Here is a 19,656-nt window from a genome sequence, read left to right as displayed (position 1 = left end):
AGCGCGCTACCAGGAATTTTTGAACTACAAGCGCAGCGACGTGCTGCATTTCGATGGAACTAATTCGTCTGACCCGCCACCTATCGCATCGCTTATCAACACCCTCGATCCTGCCGCTTATTTTTAAAAGAGTTGGATGTCATGCATCGATTTACTGTAACAGCCCCAGTCATTCACGCTTCCCATCATTCGACAGCATTCCCCGCGCCACAAACACAAGCGTCGAGTGCTCCCCAGCCGCTGGCGGGAGAATCGCATGGCAGGCATTTTCATTCCTCAGCTGGATCCCGGGATCGATTGTTCAACGCACTGCATCGGCAGGAAATTTCAACCTTCTCCGATTTCCGTCTCGGCTGTACGATTTCACGTGATCTCGAATCTCGATTGCGTGGGACAAGACCATTCGCAACAGCCAGATCCATCATCTCCGAATTCCAGAGAACAGGCGTCGTGGGGCCAGTTATCGCAGTATCGGTTGTCAAGGCGGTTGGCCTTAATGAAAAACTGAAATACCGCTTTGTTGAAAAGATGGTCGAGAATCGACGTATCACACTCTTGTTCGGCTACGACGAGCGCAAGAGGCAGGTTGATGTGGTCAAGTGGGTTGAAATTGACGAACGGGAAAAGCTTTCCATCGCCAAGCAAGGTACTCCAAGTCGGGGCGCGGGAATCGGTCAGCATGCAGGACTGAAAACGCATCAGGAAGCGTTGGCCATTCCTGTAGTCATCGACAGCAAGCTTATCGATCTTCTGTTTGTCAGAAACGTGAATAACGGTTGTGTCGAAAAGGTGATACTGCCTAGCGAGGCGATAGGGAAAGTATTTTCACCGCTGCAGAGGGCGGCACTTGCCGCACATGTCAGGGGACTGAACGTGCGGCGCCGTTTGGAAAATGAAATAGGAGAGCGCCCCTCCGTGGTTGACCTCATCGCCCTCTTTGCGGATAAAGAAATGTCTTCCCAAACCGCGCTCATCGGCGTTCCGGAGATTGATAGCGAAGGTAGCATGAAGATTAGACTCATGCTGGACGACACGCTGAATGCCTTTCTCTCCAATTCAGAATCATCTCCTCTTGTGCAACGGATCAACGGAGGAGTGGTGAATACGCGAGAGAGGCTGGAGCTTCTGCAGAACATTCTCGATTTTTTTCAGCCCGAAGCTTCGAGCCTTCCGAATATATTACTTCGACAGGCCATCGAAGACATGAACCGCAATCCGGACAGCTATAGCGATCCCGGCGCATTTCGCGGCTTATTGCACGAGGCCGGTATGGAATTGAGAGCCCGGGCACGCAGGCTTGCATGCCAGGAATTTCGTTCGGTTCTTGTCAATACACTGCATGAGTACAAGCCTCCGCTGCAAAGTGAGATTCGCCGGTACATTCATCAGGCTGTGGAAATGCTCGAGACTAACCATGGCAACGAGCTTGCCGGCGCGGCAGCTCAACGTATCGTGCACACCGTTAGTTATCATTTGGCAAAGCTCGGGTCCGTTAATGGAAAACAGATCGAAGCTGCATTCATGGCGCCCCGCGAGGCGCCGCGCATGCCATCGGATTGCCTTGCGCACTGGCTTACCGCACTCGATGATGTAATCGCCGATCATGCACGCCACGGTGTTGATCTACAGACGGGAGACATCCGGACACTGCAGACACAGGCAAGAGATTATTGGCTGGCACAAGATTTAAGGATCGGGCACACCAGGGAGTTCTTTGCCACAGCGGCTGAGATATGCGAGCGAAATGGACGGGATGAGTTGGCTGCATTTGCCCGAATGCTTTCGTCGCAACTTCCTTCTCCCGATAAAGAACGATTTGCATTAAATGCGACGAGATTGCATGACAACCCCTATGGGCGGGCTTATGACGTTCTCCTGGTTCATTCAGCAATCAGGACACCCCATCAAGGAATTCTCGATTCCGTGCATGAGCTTGGTCGTTGGTTATCCAGTGTAATTGTTCCTGACCGCAACAATCTTACGGATCTTGATCGTCAGTGCATACTCGCTGTGCACGCGAATGTGCGGAAAAAGCGCTGGCACTGGTTTGGCGGTTTGCCTGCGCTGACCGCATTTGTCAATGCGACGACAGCAAGGGAGGCATTAATCACTCTCTTCAATTATCTCGATACCCCCAAAACCAGCGGCTTGGACTGCATTGCAATACCTTACCTGGTAAATCGTGCCTTCGTCTCTTTCCCTCGACATTTGCCTTGGCTGGACGATTGCAATAACCACTACGACACCACGGTGAAAATGCGGCGTACACGGTTGGACAATATTCAAGACGCTCCGAACGAGTACAGAAAACTTGCAAGGCAGCGTTATGCAGAAGGAAATATTACCTACTCAGCGCGTAACAGGATGTTGGATGAAGCCGATGACTTTATGGATATGGGGTCCGAACGAATGACGCGCACACGATATGCCGGCACCACGCTTTTGCATCATCCTGCCGCAGTTCAGGAAGAATGGATGTCAGAAAGCGTTCGTCCCATCAATCATTTTAAACCCGACTTTTCAGGTCTTCAACGTAGTGAAGAGCACGAGCAAGGTAACGCGTCCGCGGACGGCGAAGTCAACCGGATGTTGACGCGTTTTGCACAAATTGAACGCAGTGGCCGCTTTGCCGGTGACGAATCCGGCGTGACAAACATAGTCCTTTTCGCGACATCGGTCGCAAAGAGAGAGGGGTTTAGAATTGATGCCGACGCTATTTGGAAAGCCACGGCGATGCTGACGACCTACAATGGCGGTCATCAGATGGAAGAATGCCACACGGTGGCCAAAGCGTTGAACAGGCTTCTTCAGCTCGGCATGGGGGAAAACGGCTCACTTGCAGAAAGCGATGAATTCAGTTATCGCTCGTTATTCAACAGGAATGGAGGCGTTGGCATTGAATACTGGAACGAACGTACCAATGAAGCCTTTGACGAGTTGCGGGCCTATTTCAAAAAGACCAGCGTGTATGGCGATATCGGCGTAACGGTTCCTCTGCGCACCTCAAGTTGATGGAGAGGCGTTCAAGCCACGAGCGTCTATCAAAATGCCGCTTGCCGCATTACACCTCCTCTCCGTACGTCTGTACTGTCTCCATCGGCGCGTATTGCCATCGTCATTTTGATAGACGCTCTAAAAATGCCTTGTGGGCTATGATGGCTTACCGTTTACGATAAAAGGCCAGCGCACTTGTATCATCCATCGGTTGGATGTGTATTTCAAAAGCACTTTCCGGACACCAAAGTCGTTGCCGTTCAATAATCCCTGTGCGGGAATAACTGCCTGACGATCGAGGAAATTTGTGCTGGGACACAGTCGGTTTGGTCGAATGATTCTTCGTCTGACAAGATTGAAGGGCACATTATGCCTGCCTAAATGTTAAGTTGATGAGTGCAGTGTGTCACTGTCGAGCATCGTGTTAGACGTCACGCTCATGACTCTCCAATGCCCGCAGCAAGCTCGCACGGTGTTCACGTGCAACTACCTTCCACGGCAGTCTGGTAAGCGCTCCTTCTAATGCCCACAGGAAATTCAGGCCAGGTTCTGCGCCGCTTCGCTTCACTCGCACAAAAGCGAAGACAGAGCCCAGGGCGAGCAACTGTTCGTATGACTTGATGCCGGCGCGTTCCAGTACCCGCTGCGACTTTGGTCCGAGGTTTGGAAGGTCGGTGATGGTCATGTCTACTAGAGCGGATTGCAGGCGAGTGTACACTCGCCTGCAATCCGCTCTAGGTTTAAGGTGCGGATATTCTTGCCGGCTAACGATTGGTGTTCATCTGCATGTTAAATACGCAGGCCGTATTCCGAATGATGGCCTCATTTCTTTTCCTCGCAGCGGCAGCCCGAGGAGATCGAACACACCTTGGTCTCCTCTTCCAAACAATCCTGAACATCTCGCCATGCCATATCATGCTGGGTTCGACGTCGTGTCAACGACTTGAAAATGGCTTTGTCCACTTCCTCGCCAACAGGTGCAAATACATTGGCATGGGCTTTTTGTACAGGGATACTAGGCCGACCCGTGCCGGATGGCGCGGGTTGCGTTGCTTCTATCCGTTTATCGATATTGTGTCCAAGTAGCGTACATCCGGCTTGAAACAAAATTATGCAGGCGCCAACAAGAGTTTTTGTTTGGAATGTCATCATCTTCCACGGGTAAAGCGCGTGCAGGCCGCGCCTATGGATTTCTTTACCTGACCATACCGATGGCGAAAATTTAAGGTTCAGCATGAGAGGTCGCCGCTGGCCTGCCGGAAGACCTGCGCTCAATGGATGCGTCAGGCACTTTCTCGACAGAGCTCCGGCCGGCTTCTACTGGTCTTCCAGTCGCCACACGATCGGTTGCAACACCTCCCGTGAGCTGAAACCTGGTGCTTCGGCAAATATACAGCCGGAGATCGCCTTGACTGCTGCCTTATCCAATGCCCGGTGCGCCGGGGTCGGACCGCTCGCCTTCGAAATGGCGACGTCAGTAACCCCACCTGCAGGTAGGACCGTGAACACGACATGCGTGGAGCCTTCCGCTTCCTCCACCAGAGCAAGCACGGGGTATGTAACCGCTAGGCAGCCATTGATGGGGGCGACAATGGGGCGAGGCGGTAGTTTTTGAGAAGCGTCTTGAGCGATCGCTGACACACACGCGCCGATAGCGCACACGACCAGGACCAAGAGAGGGGTATTATGCATGGTGAACAAGGTAAGGTGTCTATCGCCGCGTCAACCAGCGCGAACGACCTGGCGGGAAGTGGCAAGCTCTTTGGTTAGCATCCGTATTGAACAAAAAGTTGGGCTGGTTTTATATGCGGGATTCATTTCTATGTTCGCAACGGCAGTACCACGCAATTCGGGTATTTTGATGCAAGGTGAAGAATGTCGCGCTGCGGTGCCTGCGCGCGTTTGCACTTACCGGTTTTGATGGTACATCCGGATCCACCGCTTCGCCATCCCAAGGAAATGGGAGGGCGAAAAATAACGGCTTTCATGTCGTTTCCCGTCAACGAACGCAAACTCGCCGGCTCAAGTTTTAAGAAGGCTTGGCGCGGAGATGTGCTTGCGGGAACAGCCTTGCGCGACTTGATGATGCATATGCGTACGATGGTTTCGCGAAAGGGCCGGAAAACGCGGGAGGTTCGATTCCCGTATGAGCAATAATTCTCTTCCAGCGCACTTTGGTATACCAAGGTGCGGTTTTTCATGAAAAATCAGCAAAACTTCCATGAATTTTCGTAGAAAATCGGCTTTGCGGTATACATCAAATAAAACACGGTGTACTTTAATAGCCATTCAAGCAAATTAAACCTGACTAAACAAACCGCATGGATACCCAGACCGCCCGACTCCTGGTCGAACTTCGCGACCTCATCATGAAAGGGGCATTCTCTGCCGGCGAACGCCTGGTCGAAGCAGCGCTGTCGGAAAGGCTGCAGGCATCGCGCACCCCGGTGCGCTCCGCGCTCCTCATGCTGGAGCAGGAAGGCCTGGTGCAGCGGGTGCAGGGCGGCGGTTACGTGGTGCGCAAGTACACCGCGCGCGAAATTTCACAGGCGATCGCCGTGCATGCCAACCTGGAAGGCATGGCGGCCCGGCTGCTGGCGGAGCAGGGCGTGCCGCGCAGCCTCAGCGACGAGTTGCAGGCCTGCCTGGATGACGGCGACCGCATTACAGCCGCGCCCAAGATGGAACTGGAAGCCGTGGCAGCCTACTTAAATATGAATACCCGTTTTCATCAACTGATCGTTGATGGCTGCGGCAATGACGTGCTCAGGCAATGCCTGGCATCGATAGACCGTATTCCATTTGCATCGGCTGGCGGCATGCTGCCGTTCCAGTCGAAGCAGATGCACAGCGACGACCTGATGCGTTTCGCCCAGCGCCAGCACCACATGCTGGTCGACGCCTTGCGGCGCGGGCAGGGCGCACGCGCCGCGGCACTGGCGGAAGAACACAGGCAGATCGCCTTGCAGAACCTGCAGAACGCAACCGAACACAGCGGCGAAGACAACCTGATTCCCATCCTGCGACTGGCTTCGTAATCGGCCGGGCTGAATCCGGACCCGATCCGGGCTGAAATGACATCGCATTGAATTGTCCTTTCCCTCGCGGGAAAGGCGCGGCACCGCTGCGCCCGCAGGAAGCGTAATAACCGCAGCAGTTGCAGCAATCGCACCAATCGCAGCACAGCAGCACCGGCAGCAGAACGGCAGACACGTGTGGCAACCACGCAATACAACAATGAAAGAGACAAGATGAAACATCCCTTTAATCTGAAACGCAGAATCCTCGGCGCCGCCCTCGCACTCGCCGCGGCGGCTCCCGCCGTCAGCTTTGCCCAGGCCGACAAGCCGATCCGCATCGGCTATACCATGTCGCGCACCGGCCCTTACGCACCGGGCGCGCAAGTGTCGCAGGAACCGAATTATCTGCTGTGGGCGGAGCAGGTCAATGCCGCCGGCGGCCTGTCGGTCAAGGGCCAGAAGCGCAAGGTGGAACTCGTGGCTTATGACGACCGCAGCGAGATCGAAACCGCGGTGCGCACCTATGAAAAGCTGATGGGCAGCGACAAGGTCGACCTGATCCTGCCGCCCTGGGGCTCGGCCATGAACTTCGCGGTTGCGCCGCTGGCCAATCGCTACGGCTATCCGTTCCTGGCGCCGACCGCGCTGTCGCGCAAGCTCATCGACATGCAGCTGCCGTATTTCTTCTCGCTGCTGCAGCAGCCCGACAAGATGATGGGCTCGCTCGCCGACATGCTTTCCGCCAACGGCGTCAAGACCGCCGCGGTGGTCTACATGGATGACCTGTTCGGCATCGAGAACATGGCGTCGCTGCGCATCGCGCTCAAGGACAAGGGCATACAGATCGTCGAAAGCAAGAGCTATCCGCTCGGCGTGAAGGATCTGTCGCCGGTGCTCAAGAGCATCAAGACCCTCAATCCGGACGCCTTCATCGGCATCACCTATCCGCCCGATACCATCCTCGCCTCGACACAGGCGCGCGAAATCGAATTCAATCCGAAGTTCTTCTATGCCTCGGTCGGCACCGCATTCCCGCTCTACAAGCAGCGCATCGCCGCGAATGCCGAAGGCGTGCTCGGCATGGGCTCCTGGAATCCGAAGGTCTCGCCCGGTGCGAAGGCTTACTTCGATGCGCATGCCACACAGATGAAGAAGGAACCGGACCGCTGGGCCAGCGGCCACGCGTGGGCCGGCCTGCAGATCCTGCAGCAGGCGGTGGAAAAGGTCGGCCTCGACCGCAAGGCGCTGCGCGAGCATATCGCCACCAACGAGTTCGACACCATCCTCGGCAAGATCCGTTTCCAGCGCGGCGAGAATGCCAGCATTCCGGGCACCGTCGGCCAGTGGCAGGGCGGCGAGTTCGAAGTGGTGTGGCCGCCGGCGCGCGCCACCGCCAAGCTGGTGACCGCCAAGCCGGCCTGGAAATAAGCCTCCGGCCGATTGCAGCTGATCGTAACTGATCGCCGCTGATAGCAGTTCACTGCAGCGCGCCGCAGCCACCGGCTGCGGCTGCCCACAGCCTTCACCGAGTATAAAAATGGATCTTTCCCTGCTTGCCGACCTGGCGGTGAACGGCCTGGTGATCGGCGGCATTTATGCCGTCATCGCCATCGGCCTGAACCTGCAGTACGGCCTCATGCGCATCCTCAACATCGCCCATGGCGAGTTCCTGATGATCGGCGCATTCCTTACCTTCACCCTGCACACCGTCACTGGCGCCAGTCCGCTGCTGTGGCTGCCGGTGGTCGTGGCCCTGTGCTTCGGCGGCGGGCTGGTGCTGCACCGGCTGGTGTTCAGGCGCCTCACCGCGACGTCGAAGTCGCTCGACCAGGTGGAGGAGCGCAGCCTGATCATCGGCTTCGGCCTGATGTTCATCCTGCAGAATGCCGCCAACCTGATCTGGGGCGCCGACATCCGCGGCTACGACTTCATGAGCGAGCCGGTCAAGTATGCCGGCGTGGTGGTGACGCAGAACCGGCTGCTGGTGCTGTTCCTGGCGGTGGCGGCGAGCGTGGGACTGATCCTGCTGCTGCAGCGCACGCTGCTCGGCAAGGCGGTGCGCGGCATGCTGCAGTCGCCGCTCGGCGCCTGGCTGGTCGGCATCGACACCCAGCGCCTGCATCCGTTCGTGTTCGCGCTCGGCATCGCCATGGCCGGCCTCGCCGGCTCGCTCCTGAGCATGATCTATGAAGTGTCGCCCAACATCGGCGAGACCTATACCGTCATGGCGCTGATCGTCATCACGCTGGGCGGGCTCGGCAGCATCGGCGGCAGCTTCGCCGCCGCCATCCTGCTCGGCCTGGTGGAAAGCTTCGGCACCCACTTCACCAATCCTTCGCTGAAGATGTTGCTGAGCTACGGCATCTTCGTGCTGATCCTGATGACCCGACCGAAAGGCCTGTTCGCAAAATGAAAAAATTCATGAGCCTTCTGGCTGTCGCGGGCGTCGTCCTGGCCGCCGGCCCCTGGGTCTTCTCCGACTTCTGGCTGTCGCTGGCGATGACCTGCATGATGTATTCCGCGCTGGCGGTGAGCTGGGCCATGTTCAGCGGCACCACCCGCTACTTGTCCCTCGCCACCTCGGCCCTGTTCGGCCTCGGCACCTACACCACCGCAATGGCGATGCAGCACCTGCCGTGGCCGCTGCTGATCGCCGGCGGCGGCCTGGTGTCGGCGCTGTTCGCCCTGCTGGTCGGCTCGGCGGTGATGCACCTGCGCGGCACCTATTTCGCGGTGCTGACCTTCGGCCTCGGCGAACTGGTGCGCCACTCCATCACCTACACAGAGAAGAGCGTGTTCGGCACCGTCGGCCGCGTCCTCACCGAAGTGCCGTCCAATGAAACCCTGTACTGGACCATGCTGGTGCTGGCGCTGCTGGCCATCGTCACCTACAAGCTGGTCTCCGTGTCCCGGCTCGGCATGGCGATGCGCGGCATCGGCGCCGACGAGCAGCGCGCCGCCACCTTCGGCGTGAACACGCGCGCCACCAAGCTGATCGGCTTCGCCCTCAGCGCCTGGTTCGCCGGCGCGGTCGGCGCTGCCATGGCGGTGCGCTGGACCTATATCGATCCGCACTCCGCCTTCAGCCCGCTGATCGGTTTCCAGACCGTGCTGATCGCCATGATCGGCGGCGCCACCACCTGGCGCGGACCGGTGATCGCCGCCATCGGCCTGAGCCTGCTGTCGGATGCGCTGCGCCTGAACTTCCCGCATGCCTACCTGATCATCCTCGGCGTGCTGCTGATCGTATGCGTGCTGTTCATCCCCGGCGGCATCGCCAGCATTCAATGGAAAAAACTTTTCGGCAGACAGGGCGGCGGCCTCGTCGCCGGCCAGAAGGAGGCGGCATGAGTACCGCAATGCTCTCGGTGCAGGGACTCGGCATGCAGTTCGGCGGCCTGAAGGCGCTGTCCGACGTGACGATGGAAGTGAGGAAGGGCGAATTCGTCGGCGTCATCGGCCCCAACGGCGCCGGCAAGACGACATTCTTCCATGCCATCAGCGGCGTGCACGTGCCCACGTCCGGCACGGTGCGCATTGATGGCCGCGAGCTGCGGGGCCAGAGCCCGGATGCCTTCTGCCGCGCCGGCGTCGCGCGCACCTTCCAGACGCCGCGCATCTTCGGCGACATGACGGTGCTGGACAATGTGCGCTTCGCTTTCTTGTTCGGAAACCAGGGTGGCAGGCAGGGCGGCGATGCATCGCTGATCGACAAGGTCATCGATGAAACCCACCTGGACGGCTTGCGCGGCGAGATCGCCGGCGCATTGCCGCCGGCCCGCCAGCGCCAGCTGGAAATCGCGATGGCCCTGGCCACCGCGCCGCGCCTGCTGCTGCTCGATGAAGTGGCGGCCGGCCTGACCGAAGGCGAGGTCGAAGATGTCGCCCGGCTGATCGCCCGCCTGCGCGACACTTACGGCCTCACCGTTGTATGGATCGAACATGCGGTGCGCACCCTGATGAAAACGGTGGACCGCGTCGCCGTGCTCAACTTCGGCCAGCTGCTGGCCGACGGCACGCCGGCCGAGATCGCCGCCAATCCCAAAGTCATCAGTGCCTATCTCGGCGACGAGGTGGCCGAATGAGCGCAGCGATGAGTGAGATGAATGCCATGAGTGTACTGCTCGAAGCAAAACGCCTGTCGGCGGGTTACGGCCCGCTGGAAATCATCCGCAACATCAACGTCCGCGTGCTGCAAGGCCAGCTGACGGTGATCGTCGGCCCGAACGGCGCCGGCAAGACCACGCTGATGCGCGCGCTGTCGGGCATCCTGCCGCTGGGGCAGGGCGGTGTGGCGCTCGCGGGCAACCCGGTGGAGTCCTTCAATGTATCGAAGCGGGTTTCCAACGGACTGGTGCTGGTGCCGGAAGGACGCCACCTGTTCACGCAGATGACGGTCGAGGAAAACCTCGAGCTCGGCGGCTATCTGCTGCCCGCCGCCGAGCGCCGCCGGCTGATGGCCGAAGTGCTGGCGCTGTTTCCGCGCCTGGCCGAACGGCGCCAGCAGCTGGCCGGCACCATGAGCGGCGGCGAACAGCAGATGGTGGCGGTGGGCCGTGCGATGATGGGCAAGCCCAGGTGCATGCTGCTCGATGAACCCTCGCTCGGCCTGGCGCCGAAGATGGTTGCCGAACTGTTCCGCATCCTGCGGCAGATCTGCGACCAGGGCACCGGCGTGCTGCTGGTGGAACAGAACGTGCGCCAGGCCCTGTCGGTCTGCGATCACGCCTACATCCTGGAACAGGGGCAGGTCGTGGCCGAAGGCTCGGGGCAGGAGCTGCTCCAGGGCGAACGCATCAGGAAGTCGTATCTCGGGATGTAGATAACACCAGACCGGCAAGCCGCGCCTGCATGCGCCGGCCCGGCTGTCCGGACATCAATCACAAATCAACCAGATTGGGAACCGATATGAGCACTATCTCCATGCTGATCAATGGCGAACGCGTACAAGCCCGCAACGGCGCGACATTCGAACGCCGCAATCCGCTCGACGGCAGCGTCGCCACCACCGCGCCGGCTGCCTCCGCCGAGGATGCGCTCGCCGCGGTCGACGCGGCGGCGAAAGCCTTTCCCGCCTGGGCCGCGATGGGCCCGGGCGAACGCCGTGCTCTCCTGATGAAAGCCGCCCATGCGCTGGAAGCCAAGGGCGAGGCATTTGCCGCGGCGGTCGCCGCGGAGACCGGCGGCTCGGCCATGTGGTCGGGCTTCAATGTGCATCTCGCCGCCGGCATGCTGCTCGAAGCCGCGTCAATGACGACGCAGATCAGCGGCGAAATCATTCCCTCCGACGTGCCCGGCAGCCTCGCCATGGGCGTGCGCCAGCCGGCCGGCGTGGTATTGGGCATGGCGCCGTGGAACGCGCCGGTGATCCTCGGCGTGCGCGCCATCGCCATGCCGCTCGCCTGCGGCAACACGGTGGTGCTGAAGGGCTCCGAGCTCTGCCCCGCCACCCATGGCCTGATCATCGAAGCCATGCAGGAAGCCGGCCTGCCGCCCGGCGTCGTCAATTTCGTCACTAACGCGCCGCAGGACGCGGCCGCCGTCGTGGAGGCGATGGTGGCCCATCCCGCGGTGCGCCGCGTCAACTTCACCGGTTCCACCCGCGTGGGCAAGATCATCGCCGCCTACTGCGCCAAGTACCTGAAGCCGGCCGTGCTCGAACTCGGCGGCAAGGCGCCGTTCATCGTGCTCGACGATGCCGACATCAATGCCGCGGTCAATGCGGCCGCGTTCGGCTCCTTCGCCAACTCCGGCCAGATCTGCATGTCCACCGAACGCATCATCGTCGACAGCAAGATCGCCGACATCTTCGCCGAGCGTCTCGCCGCCAAGGCAAGCCAGCTGCCGCTGGGCGACCCGCGCAAGGGGCCGGTGGTGCTGGGTTCGGTGGTCGACATGAGCACCGTGCACCGCTGCAACGAACTCATCGATGACGCGCTGGCGAAAGGCGCGAAGCTGCTCTGCGGCGGACGCGCCGATTCCACCCTGATGCCCGCCACGCTGCTCGACCACGTCACGCCCGACATGAAGATCTACCATGAGGAATCCTTCGGCCCGGTCAAGGGCATCGTGCGCGTCGACGGCGTGGAGGAAGCGGTGGCCTGCGCCAACGACAATGAATTCGGCCTGTCGTCGGCGGTGTTCGGCAACGACATCGCCCGCGCGATGAACGTCGCCAAGCGCATCGAATCGGGCATCTGCCATGTCAACGGCCCCACCGTGCATGACGAGGCGCAGATGCCGTTCGGCGGCGTCAAGGGCAGCGGCATGGGCCGCTTTGGCGGCAAGGCCGGCGTTGCCGAGTTCACCGAACTGCGCTGGATGACGCTGCAGACGACGGCAAGGCACTATCCGTTCTGATTGCTTTGTTGCATATCATGATTGCGGGCGGCCTGCCGTCGGCCGCTTCGCCGTCAATTACGGCGGCGAACTGTCGGGCAGGGAGATTGCGGCCGGCAATGCCGATGAAGACAAGCCACGCGCCTTTGGGCGCCGCCGGCTGTTCGGCCAGTTCCAGTCGGACCGTTACTATATTGCGCAATGGCTGGTCGAGCGTTCGCAAGCGTAGCCGTTGGGGTGCAATACCAATATCCGCAAAAACAGGAGGCCGGCGCAGAGGGTGCCGTTCGTTCAAGCTCTTGCGCGGCGGCGTGCTCTGGCGAAAGCCGTGTTCAATGAATTGAAGAACCTGCATCAGGCCAGGCGCCGGGCATGATATGCGCGGCATCGGTCCCGAGGCGCGTTGCTTGTCAGTTTGAAGGAGTGCACACCTCCTGCTACCTGGCATCGCGTAAGTCACGCTTGTGGTTGGCCTCGGCCGCAAGCGTGGTCCTGATGCAGCTTGTTCCGAGTTCAGGTGACTTACCTTGCGGGCTATTCGACGACGAAACTTGCCTCAGGTGGAATGCCAGATCTACCTTGTTCTTTGTGGTCGGCGTCCAGTTGCGTTTGCCATTGTCCCAGGTATTGCTCAATGGTGGTCTTTGCAGCCGCTGCTTTCTGGGTTGTTTCGAGGCGAGTGGCTTTTTGTTCTTCCGAAGCTCCAAGGTTCTTATCTGGATGGTTTTCCGTAAATATTTTCATGGCCGTTTTCCTGGCCGCAGCCGCAGTTACTACCTGACCCGGTTGAAAACCCAAGGCTTTTGCGCCCTCATTAGCTTCCCACCACGTAGCGTCCTTAAAGTCTGCCTCGGACGAAATCGGGCTTTGCGGCCGAGGCCCTCCAGCACTGGTGGAAGGACCAGCTCCGCTCCCTGACGCCGTCGGCTGTGGCTGCGGTCGCCCAGCCCCATAGCTGGGCCCGGAAGGTCCAGACGGCCTCGATTGGTGGGGACGACGCTTTTCCTCACCAAAAAGCAAATTGACAATTAAGGAGGCATCCACATCTCGTCTAAGGAGCGCCAGATCGTATGCTGTACGGCCCTGATGGTCTTTTAAGAAAATGTCGATCGTTTCATCCAGCAACAATCTTTCTACAACAGCCGAATGTCCCGACTGCGCTGCGTGATGCAATATCGTTCTTCCCTCATAGTCCCGGGTATTGAGAGAAAACTGCGCATTGTTCAGCATGCTATCGATGTGAGTTGCGTTCGGGGAAACCGCAGCGTAATACAGAGCCGTTCGACCGGTCTTGTCATTGATGCTGAGTTTCGGCTTCAGATGCTTCAACAATATTCCCCAGACTTCCGGCGAAGTGCCTTCGTACATCGCCGCACGGTGAAGCAGTGTCCTCCCGTTCTGGTCGATCGAATTCAGCGCATCCCACCCTTTCCTGTTTACGGTTGCGGCGTCGAGAACATCGGCACGGTTGGAATGCAGCGCATGGTCAAGCGGGCGCATGCCGTTAACGTCCAGCGCCGGAAGGCTGTTTTCCCCATGGGTCAGCAAGCCGACTACGGCATCCAGACTGCCTGTTCGCATGGCATGGTGAAGCGGAGTCATTCGGTGGCCGTCTTGCGCATTGAAGTCAACTTTTTCCGGAAATCTTTCGAAGGCGCCAAAGGCGGCGCCGTTCGGAGATGCCGCTGCATAGTGAACCGCCATTCTGCCTGCGGAATCTGTGACGGTGAGACCGATATCTGGACGCGCGAGCAAACTACGGGCACAGGCCTCGCTTGCGGCCATGGCGGCATAATGAAGCGGCGTCCTGCCTTCGCCGTCTTGAGCACGAAGTAAAGGGGTAAGCTCTGGAACTGTAAGCAGCCGGTTCAAGGCGCCAGGAGCGTTTGCGCCCGCGGCGCAATGAAGTACTGATTTTCCGGTGTTGTCCACGGCTTGAAGGACAGCGCGCGCGCGCTCGTTCAGCAGGATTTCCATTATTGCGGCTTCAGAACCGGTTTTCGCGGCACAATGCAGCGCCGTCTCACCGGCGTTGTTGCGGACATTTGGATCAACGCCGGGGTGTTCCAATATGGCACGGATCAATCCTCCCGGAGATTGATTTCCGCTGGCAATGTCATACTGTTTGGCGGCGATATGGAAAAGCGTGTCGCCGGCAGCGTCTGGAAACCGGTAGTTCACATCGAACTGCCTTGCGTTTAACTGGAACTGCAACTGATTGGGATGCGGATTAGGTCCCTGCAGCATTGTCCTGACTTGGGTCGGTTTCCATGCATCATAAAGACCACCTGGAAGAGCGTAAAAGGCCTCCCTTGCCGCACTGCCTGCCGCACCGGTGGCGAGGGCTAGCTCGAACGCGGTTTTTCCTAAACTGTCTCTCAGGTCAAGAAAAGTATAGTGGGTATCGAGGCCCACCAATGCTGTAACTGCCTCGGCCGCACCCAGTTTCGCTGCCACATGCAATGCGGTTTGCTGGTACTTGTCCTGTGCATCGACTGGGAACCTGTTAAGTCCTAGCAGGCCGGACATCAGTCCCGTGGGCTGCACTGGATTGCGGTAAGCCGCGGCTGCCACATGAAGTATCGTGCCGCGATCATGCGCTCTGCTTGGAGAAGCCGGATCGGGTTCCCGCTCTGCCAAAAGTAGGATTCCGTTCACGCGGCTTGCCATATCGCCGGCCTGCGGAAACTTCAACCTGTCAATGGCTCTGACGGTTGGGGAGGGCATCGGCACATTTTTCGTAAACACGCCGAATCCTACATTCCATCTTGTTTTTGCAATGCAGCTTGCCTTATTAGGCTGCTGCAAATTGTGCTCGATCACATTGGCGTAGCTCGGTGTCTGCGTCTTAGGCTCATTATTTGCATTCTTTAGATAGAAATGAATGTTTGTGCTGGGAATTTTCATGGGATCTGTATTGAATAAGTACGCGATGCGTCGGCACCACCAAGTGAAAGTTCACTCATGGCGCGCCACGGTCTGGAATAAGCGTCAACGTGAGTGCCAGCTTGATGCTTTTGGTTCCATTGAATATTGGTCGGTATCGCGGCTTCATGAATGACGCCAGCGGGTGCATTCATGGACACGCTTCAAGCGATGTCTGTACCGGGAAAATAACCCTGCCATGAACCATTTCCGGTGAGCGGCGCGATGGCTGCTTAGTCTGCAGCGTGCCAGGACTGCGCTCCGGCCAACATGGAAGAGACCGGCCGCAGTGAGGCACCGGATAAAGAATGATGTCCTGAGAAGGCCAGCGACGTCGCTCTTCAGATTCAAAGACGGGGCGGGAGGAGGGTGGCTACGCAAGCTTTGGCCCGGATATGTCATGAACATACCCGTAGCTGTGGTGTCGTCCCTGCAGTCATGCGAAACGTGTGCATGAAGTGAAGTACAGGGCAATAGCGCTGCAGTTCTCCTTCATCATTGCCGATCAGCGTACCGGGAGCGGCACGCAGGCGAGCGCATCCTGCCCTCAAAGCACGTACAGAGGCAGGCAGCAATATTGATTACCAACGTCAAGCGATGCCGAGAGGACGCGGCGTCCGATCTTTTGTCATTCGATCGATTCAGAGGCAGGGCAAACGGTACGATATGTTATCGGCGATTTAGGTTGTGTTTGGCGCGAGAACCAGTAACAACGTGCTTCGGCGCGGAATCGCCGAGCTCCGTCCGGAATATCCGGATTAGTCCGGCCCGGGCCGTACGCAACGGCGGCACACCGATGCAAACTCTGTTGGGCGGAAAGGAAGCATGGCGCGATAAATCACCACAATAACATCTGAACTTGACCTGACAATCGCCCATATCAACTCGAACAACTGTCAGATCGGAGAGGAGCTACTACAGCTAATTAAGATTAAATGCTTCCTACACCGACTTCTGGCCGCTGGAACTGCTTCTCGACTTCCGCAAGCCGTTCCGCATTGATGCCCAGCTGGGAATTGAATTGCTCACGATCCGAACCGGAAAGGTTTCCAGACCTTAGATTGTCAATCAGCTGATACTCATTCTTCTCATCCTCGGAAGCATTACCTTTCTCAATCTTCATGCCATTCTGCTGGTACAGCTTGCCAAGTGCATTCTGTGTTTCTTGAGTGGAGGTATTGGGATCCTGCAGAGTCTTCTTCAGGTTTTCCCGATTGTCGTCCGCGCCGGTTTGAATGGGGTTTCCAGAAACCATTGATCCACTATTGATTGCAACTCCCATATCTGTTTGCTCCTTAAAGTAGAAAATATTTAGAGCGTCTATCACAATGCCGCTTGCCGCACGTCTGTACTGTCTTCGTCGGCGCGCCTTGTCATCGTCATTTGATAGACGCTCTTATTAAAAATAGTGCAGTATTGATAATTTCAAGCTGCACTCTGGTGAGTGGAGGAGTGCAGGAAAGTAGTTCCGGTGCAGTGATAAATTAAAACTACGATAAATATTCCACCGACTTTCAGAATTTTCGACGAGACCGTTTTAATTCATTAATCGGTGACGAGTCGGGCAGTTTCTTCCGAAAAGCGAGCGGCGTTGAAGGGGGAATTTTGCAAAATCGGAAAGAGGAAGTTCTGCGTGAAGGAGTCGCGTTTTTCGCGAAGCCAGATCATTGGCGTCCTGAAGCAGGCAGGTCAGGGTGAAACCGCACTAGAACCTGCCCGCCGATCCCGAAAGTAGATCGCCATCTCCAATAGCCTGGCACAGCATGGTCCTCTACATGCGCCGGCCGTTCCCGGATGGAGACCGCATCAATGATTTGCCCCCGTGCTTGGCCTTCTGTAGTTGATATTTTTCCCCTTCGCATCATTCTGCGGCTGCGCAAGTGAGAGATCAATTCCCGTTTCAGGAAACCAGGCGCCTGAATGAAGAGACTTCGGTAAACGGCTTCATGAGAGGCCTGCATCTCGATATCCGCCCCATGGGTCGTGGCCATTGCACCGCTTGGCTTCGAGAGATTTCTCCGCGTTCAGATAAGGTCAGAGCATCTCTACGCTGCTTCCGCTCTCTTGGGGCAATTCCGCCATTGGCTCAAAGGACGCCGTGAATGGAACCGGCATGTTGGCCAAACGCCCGTCCAATCTCGCTTCAAGGCTGGCCATGCTTCCAGCGATTCCACAGTTCTTTCTTCTGCTGCGCAGACAATCCCGGCCTAGCAGTTCCTGGCATCGAATTTTCCTGAAAGTGCCATTAAATTGGAACTGTTGCACTGACCGGTTGAACCGCCGATAAATTCTTCTACATCAGAATAATGTCGTACTGCTCCTGGTGATACACATTCTCCACCTGCAGCGAAATCGGCTTGCCGATGAAGTCGCCCAGCATCGCCAGATGGGTGGATTCCTCTTCCAGGAACATGTCGACCACCACCTGCGATGCAAGGATGCGGAACTCGCGCGGATTGAACTGCTTGGCTTCGCGCAGCAGTTCGCGCAGGATTTCGTAGCAGACGGTGCGCGCGGTCTTCACCTGGCCCTTGCCGGAGCAGGCCGGGCAGACTTCGCACAGGATGTGGGCGAGCGATTCGCGGGTGCGCTTGCGCGTCATCTCGACCAGTCCGAGCATCGAGAAGCCCGACACCGACACCTTGGTGCGGTCGCGCGCCAGGGCCTTGTTCAGTTCGCTGAGCACCGCATTGCGATGCTCGCTGTTTTCCATGTCGATGAAATCGAGGATGATGATGCCGCCCAGGTTGCGCAGGCGCAGCTGGCGGGCGATCGCATGCGCGGCTTCCAGGTTGGTCTTGAAGATGGTGTCGTCGAAGTTGCGGCCGTTGACGTAGCTGCCGGTATTGACGTCGATGGTGGTCATCGCCTCGGTCTGGTCGATGATCAGGTAGCCGCCCGATTTCAAATCGACGCGCCGCCCGAGCGCGCGCTGGATTTCCTCCTCGACGCCGTACAGGTCGAACAGCGGTCGCTCGCCGGTGTAGTGCACCAGCTTGGACAGGACCGATGGCGTGTAGGTCTTGCCGAACTGCTGCAGCATCTGGTGGTTCTCGCGCGAATCGATCTGGATGGTCGAGGTATCGTCATTGACGAAGTCGCGCAGCACCCGCTGCGCCAGGTTCAGGTCCTGGTAGAGCAGGCTGGGCGCGGGCTTGGTGCGAGCCTGTTGCGTAATGGTGGCCCAGGTCTTGCGCAGATAGTCGATGTCCATCTGCAGGTCGGCCTCGCTCGCATCCTCGGCCATGGTGCGGATGATGAAGCCGCCCTTTTCCTCGGCCGGCAGCAGCTTCTGCACCCTTTCCTTGAGCATCTCCCGTTCGGATTCCTTTTCGATGCGCTGAGAAATGCCGATGTGCGAATCCTGCGGCAGGTAGACCAGCATGCGGCCGGCGATGGAGATCTGCGTCGACAGGCGCGCGCCCTTGGTGCCGATCGGGTCCTTGATGACCTGGACCATCACTGCCTGGCCGTCGTAGAGCAGCTTTTCGATCGGCGTGGCCGGCGTGTTGGAATTGTCGTGCGGCCGCGCTTCCCAGATGTCGGCCACGTGCAGGAAGGCCGCGCGCTCGAGGCCGATGTCGATGAAGGCCGACTGCATGCCGGGCAGCACGCGCACCACCTTGCCGAGATAGATATTGCCCGCCATGCCGCGCGACAATGTGCGTTCGATATGGAGTTCCTGAACTGCGCCTTGCAGGATCAATGCGACCCTGGTTTCCTGTGGGGTGATGTTGATGAGGATGTCTTCGCTCATAAAACGGGTATGCCGGCTTGATTTAATAATTCTGCGGTCTCGTGCAGCGGCAACCCCATGATGCCCGTATAGCTGCCCGAGATGTGTTCGATGAAGACCGAGGCCAGACCCTGGATGCCGTAGGCGCCTGCCTTGTCGTAGGGTTCGGTGGTCGCGCAGTAGGCGCGGATGCGGTCTTCGGAAAGTTTGGCCAGGCGCACTTCGGATACCTGCGTCACCTGCCAGTGCTGATCGTCGTGATGCAGGGCGACGCTGGTCAGGACCTGGTGGGTGCGTCCGGACATGGACCGCAGCATTTCCACCGCTTCATCGCGGTCGGCCGGCTTGCCGAGGATGCGGTCGTCGACGACGACGGTGGTGTCGGCGCTCAGCACCGGGCGGATCGGCAGGCGGCGCATCAGCATGACCTTGGTGGCGAATTCGCCTTTTTCCTTGGTCACGCGGGTTACGTAATCGAGCGGCGCTTCTCCGGTGCGCACTTCCTCGCTCACTTCGGGGCCGCGCGGCGTGACATCGCGCAGCAGCAGCAGTTCGAAATCGACGCCGATCTGGCGCAGGAGTTCTCGCCGGCGCGGGCTCTTGGACGCGAGGTAAATCTTGGTATCTGCCGGTTTCATGGAC

Annotated in this window: 16 protein-coding genes and 1 pseudogene; 8 read left to right on the top strand and 9 right to left on the bottom strand. The window is 58.4% G+C overall.

From position 1 onward, the window contains the following. Positions 1-141: 141 nt before the first annotated feature. Positions 142-3,012 (top strand): hypothetical protein, encoded by a 2,871-nt coding sequence (locus FH061_RS11930; protein WP_151636041.1) that lies wholly within the window; start codon positions 142-144, stop codon positions 3,010-3,012. 406 nt (positions 3,013-3,418) lie between these two features. Here the strand turns inward: FH061_RS11930 and FH061_RS11925 are convergent, their stop codons facing one another. The 4 genes from FH061_RS11925 to FH061_RS11910 all read right to left on the bottom strand — a co-directional run bounded on the left by FH061_RS11925 (position 3,419) and on the right by FH061_RS11910 (position 5,195). Then, entirely contained in the window at positions 3,419-3,679 is a 261-nt protein-coding gene (locus FH061_RS11925; protein ID WP_151636040.1) for a TfoX/Sxy family protein, read from the bottom strand. 137 nt (positions 3,680-3,816) lie between these two features. Further along, a complete protein-coding gene (locus FH061_RS11920; RefSeq protein WP_151636039.1) occupies positions 3,817-4,230 on the bottom strand; it encodes a hypothetical protein in 414 nt (137 codons plus the stop codon). An 81-nt stretch (positions 4,231-4,311) separates the two neighbouring features. Further along, positions 4,312-4,686 (bottom strand): energy transducer TonB family protein, encoded by a 375-nt coding sequence (locus FH061_RS31765; protein ID WP_225984626.1) that lies wholly within the window; start codon positions 4,684-4,686, stop codon positions 4,312-4,314. Between the two features lie 128 nt (positions 4,687-4,814). Then, a complete protein-coding gene (locus FH061_RS11910; RefSeq protein ID WP_151636037.1) occupies positions 4,815-5,195 on the bottom strand; it encodes a hypothetical protein in 381 nt (126 codons plus the stop codon). Between the two features lie 120 nt (positions 5,196-5,315). Between FH061_RS11910 and FH061_RS11905 the strand changes: the two genes are divergently transcribed. From FH061_RS11905 to FH061_RS11875, 7 genes are all read left to right on the top strand, one after another. Continuing rightward, complete coding sequence (locus FH061_RS11905) at positions 5,316-6,032, top strand: GntR family transcriptional regulator (RefSeq protein WP_151636036.1); 717 nt, start codon at positions 5,316-5,318, stop codon at positions 6,030-6,032. Between the two features lie 213 nt (positions 6,033-6,245). Further along, positions 6,246-7,442 carry an amino acid ABC transporter substrate-binding protein gene (locus FH061_RS11900; protein ID WP_151636035.1) on the top strand — a complete coding sequence of 399 codons (1,197 nt, stop codon included), beginning with the start codon at positions 6,246-6,248 and terminating at the stop codon, positions 7,440-7,442. A gap of 109 nt (positions 7,443-7,551) precedes the next feature. Then, complete coding sequence (locus FH061_RS11895) at positions 7,552-8,427, top strand: branched-chain amino acid ABC transporter permease (RefSeq protein ID WP_151636034.1); 876 nt, start codon at positions 7,552-7,554, stop codon at positions 8,425-8,427. 8 nt (positions 8,428-8,435) lie between these two features. Then, positions 8,436-9,365 carry a branched-chain amino acid ABC transporter permease gene (locus tag FH061_RS11890; RefSeq protein WP_225984618.1) on the top strand — a complete coding sequence of 310 codons (930 nt, stop codon included), beginning with the start codon at positions 8,436-8,438 and terminating at the stop codon, positions 9,363-9,365. Next, positions 9,362-10,099, top strand: a complete 738-nt coding sequence (locus tag FH061_RS11885; RefSeq protein WP_151636032.1) for an ABC transporter ATP-binding protein — start codon at positions 9,362-9,364, stop codon at positions 10,097-10,099. Before FH061_RS11890 ends, FH061_RS11885 begins: the two co-directional genes overlap by 4 nt. An 8-nt stretch (positions 10,100-10,107) precedes the next feature. Beyond that, positions 10,108-10,836 carry an ABC transporter ATP-binding protein gene (locus FH061_RS11880; RefSeq protein ID WP_225984617.1) on the top strand — a complete coding sequence of 243 codons (729 nt, stop codon included), beginning with the start codon at positions 10,108-10,110 and terminating at the stop codon, positions 10,834-10,836. An 86-nt stretch (positions 10,837-10,922) separates the two neighbouring features. After that, positions 10,923-12,374 (top strand): aldehyde dehydrogenase, encoded by a 1,452-nt coding sequence (locus FH061_RS11875; RefSeq protein ID WP_151636031.1) that lies wholly within the window; start codon positions 10,923-10,925, stop codon positions 12,372-12,374. 513 nt (positions 12,375-12,887) lie between these two features. Here the strand turns inward: FH061_RS11875 and FH061_RS11870 are convergent. The 5 genes and pseudogenes from FH061_RS11870 to FH061_RS11855 form a co-directional block, all read right to left on the bottom strand. After that, positions 12,888-15,260 (bottom strand): ankyrin repeat domain-containing protein, encoded by a 2,373-nt coding sequence (locus FH061_RS11870; RefSeq protein WP_192805026.1) that lies wholly within the window; start codon positions 15,258-15,260, stop codon positions 12,888-12,890. 949 nt (positions 15,261-16,209) lie between these two features. Continuing rightward, the gene (locus FH061_RS11865; RefSeq protein WP_151636029.1) at positions 16,210-16,560 is read right to left on the bottom strand and encodes a hypothetical protein; all 351 of its coding nucleotides are present in this window, start codon (positions 16,558-16,560) and stop codon (positions 16,210-16,212) included. Between the two features lie 438 nt (positions 16,561-16,998). Further along, positions 16,999-17,239: pseudogene (locus FH061_RS31980) on the bottom strand (IS30 family transposase); the annotation flags it as partial. A gap of 332 nt (positions 17,240-17,571) precedes the next feature. Next, complete coding sequence (gene rng / locus FH061_RS11860; RefSeq protein WP_151636028.1) at positions 17,572-19,035, bottom strand: ribonuclease G; 1,464 nt, start codon at positions 19,033-19,035, stop codon at positions 17,572-17,574. Beyond that, positions 19,032-19,652 (bottom strand): Maf family protein, encoded by a 621-nt coding sequence (locus FH061_RS11855; protein ID WP_151636027.1) that lies wholly within the window; start codon positions 19,650-19,652, stop codon positions 19,032-19,034. The genes rng and FH061_RS11855 overlap by 4 nt, the downstream gene beginning before the upstream one ends. Positions 19,653-19,656: the final 4 nt, after the last annotated feature.

This window comes from Noviherbaspirillum aerium, from assembly GCF_008929045.1.
Lineage (GTDB): Bacteria > Pseudomonadota > Gammaproteobacteria > Burkholderiales > Burkholderiaceae_D > Noviherbaspirillum > Noviherbaspirillum aerium.
Note: the sequence above shows the minus strand (reverse complement) of the source record. Positions and strands in the feature narration are given on the sequence as shown.

What these genes read in the sequence shown, in the direction of transcription:
- FH061_RS11875 (WP_151636031.1), top strand. Translation starts at nt 10,923, where the DNA reads ATGAGCACTATCTCCATGCTGATCAATGGCGAACGCGTACAAGCCCGC.
- FH061_RS11920 (WP_151636039.1), bottom strand. Translation starts at nt 4,230, where the DNA reads ATGCTGAACCTTAAATTTTCGCCATCGGTATGGTCAGGTAAAGAAATC.
- FH061_RS11910 (WP_151636037.1), bottom strand. Translation starts at nt 5,195, where the DNA reads ATGAAAAACCGCACCTTGGTATACCAAAGTGCGCTGGAAGAGAATTAT.
- FH061_RS11880 (WP_225984617.1), top strand. Translation starts at nt 10,108, where the DNA reads ATGAGTGAGATGAATGCCATGAGTGTACTGCTCGAAGCAAAACGCCTG.
- FH061_RS11900 (WP_151636035.1), top strand. Translation starts at nt 6,246, where the DNA reads ATGAAACATCCCTTTAATCTGAAACGCAGAATCCTCGGCGCCGCCCTC.
- FH061_RS11895 (WP_151636034.1), top strand. Translation starts at nt 7,552, where the DNA reads ATGGATCTTTCCCTGCTTGCCGACCTGGCGGTGAACGGCCTGGTGATC.
- FH061_RS11890 (WP_225984618.1), top strand. Translation starts at nt 8,436, where the DNA reads ATGAGCCTTCTGGCTGTCGCGGGCGTCGTCCTGGCCGCCGGCCCCTGG.
- FH061_RS31765 (WP_225984626.1), bottom strand. Translation starts at nt 4,686, where the DNA reads ATGCATAATACCCCTCTCTTGGTCCTGGTCGTGTGCGCTATCGGCGCG.
- FH061_RS11925 (WP_151636040.1), bottom strand. Translation starts at nt 3,679, where the DNA reads ATGACCATCACCGACCTTCCAAACCTCGGACCAAAGTCGCAGCGGGTA.
- FH061_RS11865 (WP_151636029.1), bottom strand. Translation starts at nt 16,560, where the DNA reads ATGGGAGTTGCAATCAATAGTGGATCAATGGTTTCTGGAAACCCCATT.
- FH061_RS11870 (WP_192805026.1), bottom strand. Translation starts at nt 15,260, where the DNA reads ATGAAAATTCCCAGCACAAACATTCATTTCTATCTAAAGAATGCAAAT.
- FH061_RS11905 (WP_151636036.1), top strand. Translation starts at nt 5,316, where the DNA reads ATGGATACCCAGACCGCCCGACTCCTGGTCGAACTTCGCGACCTCATC.
- FH061_RS11885 (WP_151636032.1), top strand. Translation starts at nt 9,362, where the DNA reads ATGAGTACCGCAATGCTCTCGGTGCAGGGACTCGGCATGCAGTTCGGC.
- FH061_RS11930 (WP_151636041.1), top strand. Translation starts at nt 142, where the DNA reads ATGCATCGATTTACTGTAACAGCCCCAGTCATTCACGCTTCCCATCAT.
- FH061_RS11855 (WP_151636027.1), bottom strand. Translation starts at nt 19,652, where the DNA reads ATGAAACCGGCAGATACCAAGATTTACCTCGCGTCCAAGAGCCCGCGC.
- rng (WP_151636028.1), bottom strand. Translation starts at nt 19,035, where the DNA reads ATGAGCGAAGACATCCTCATCAACATCACCCCACAGGAAACCAGGGTC.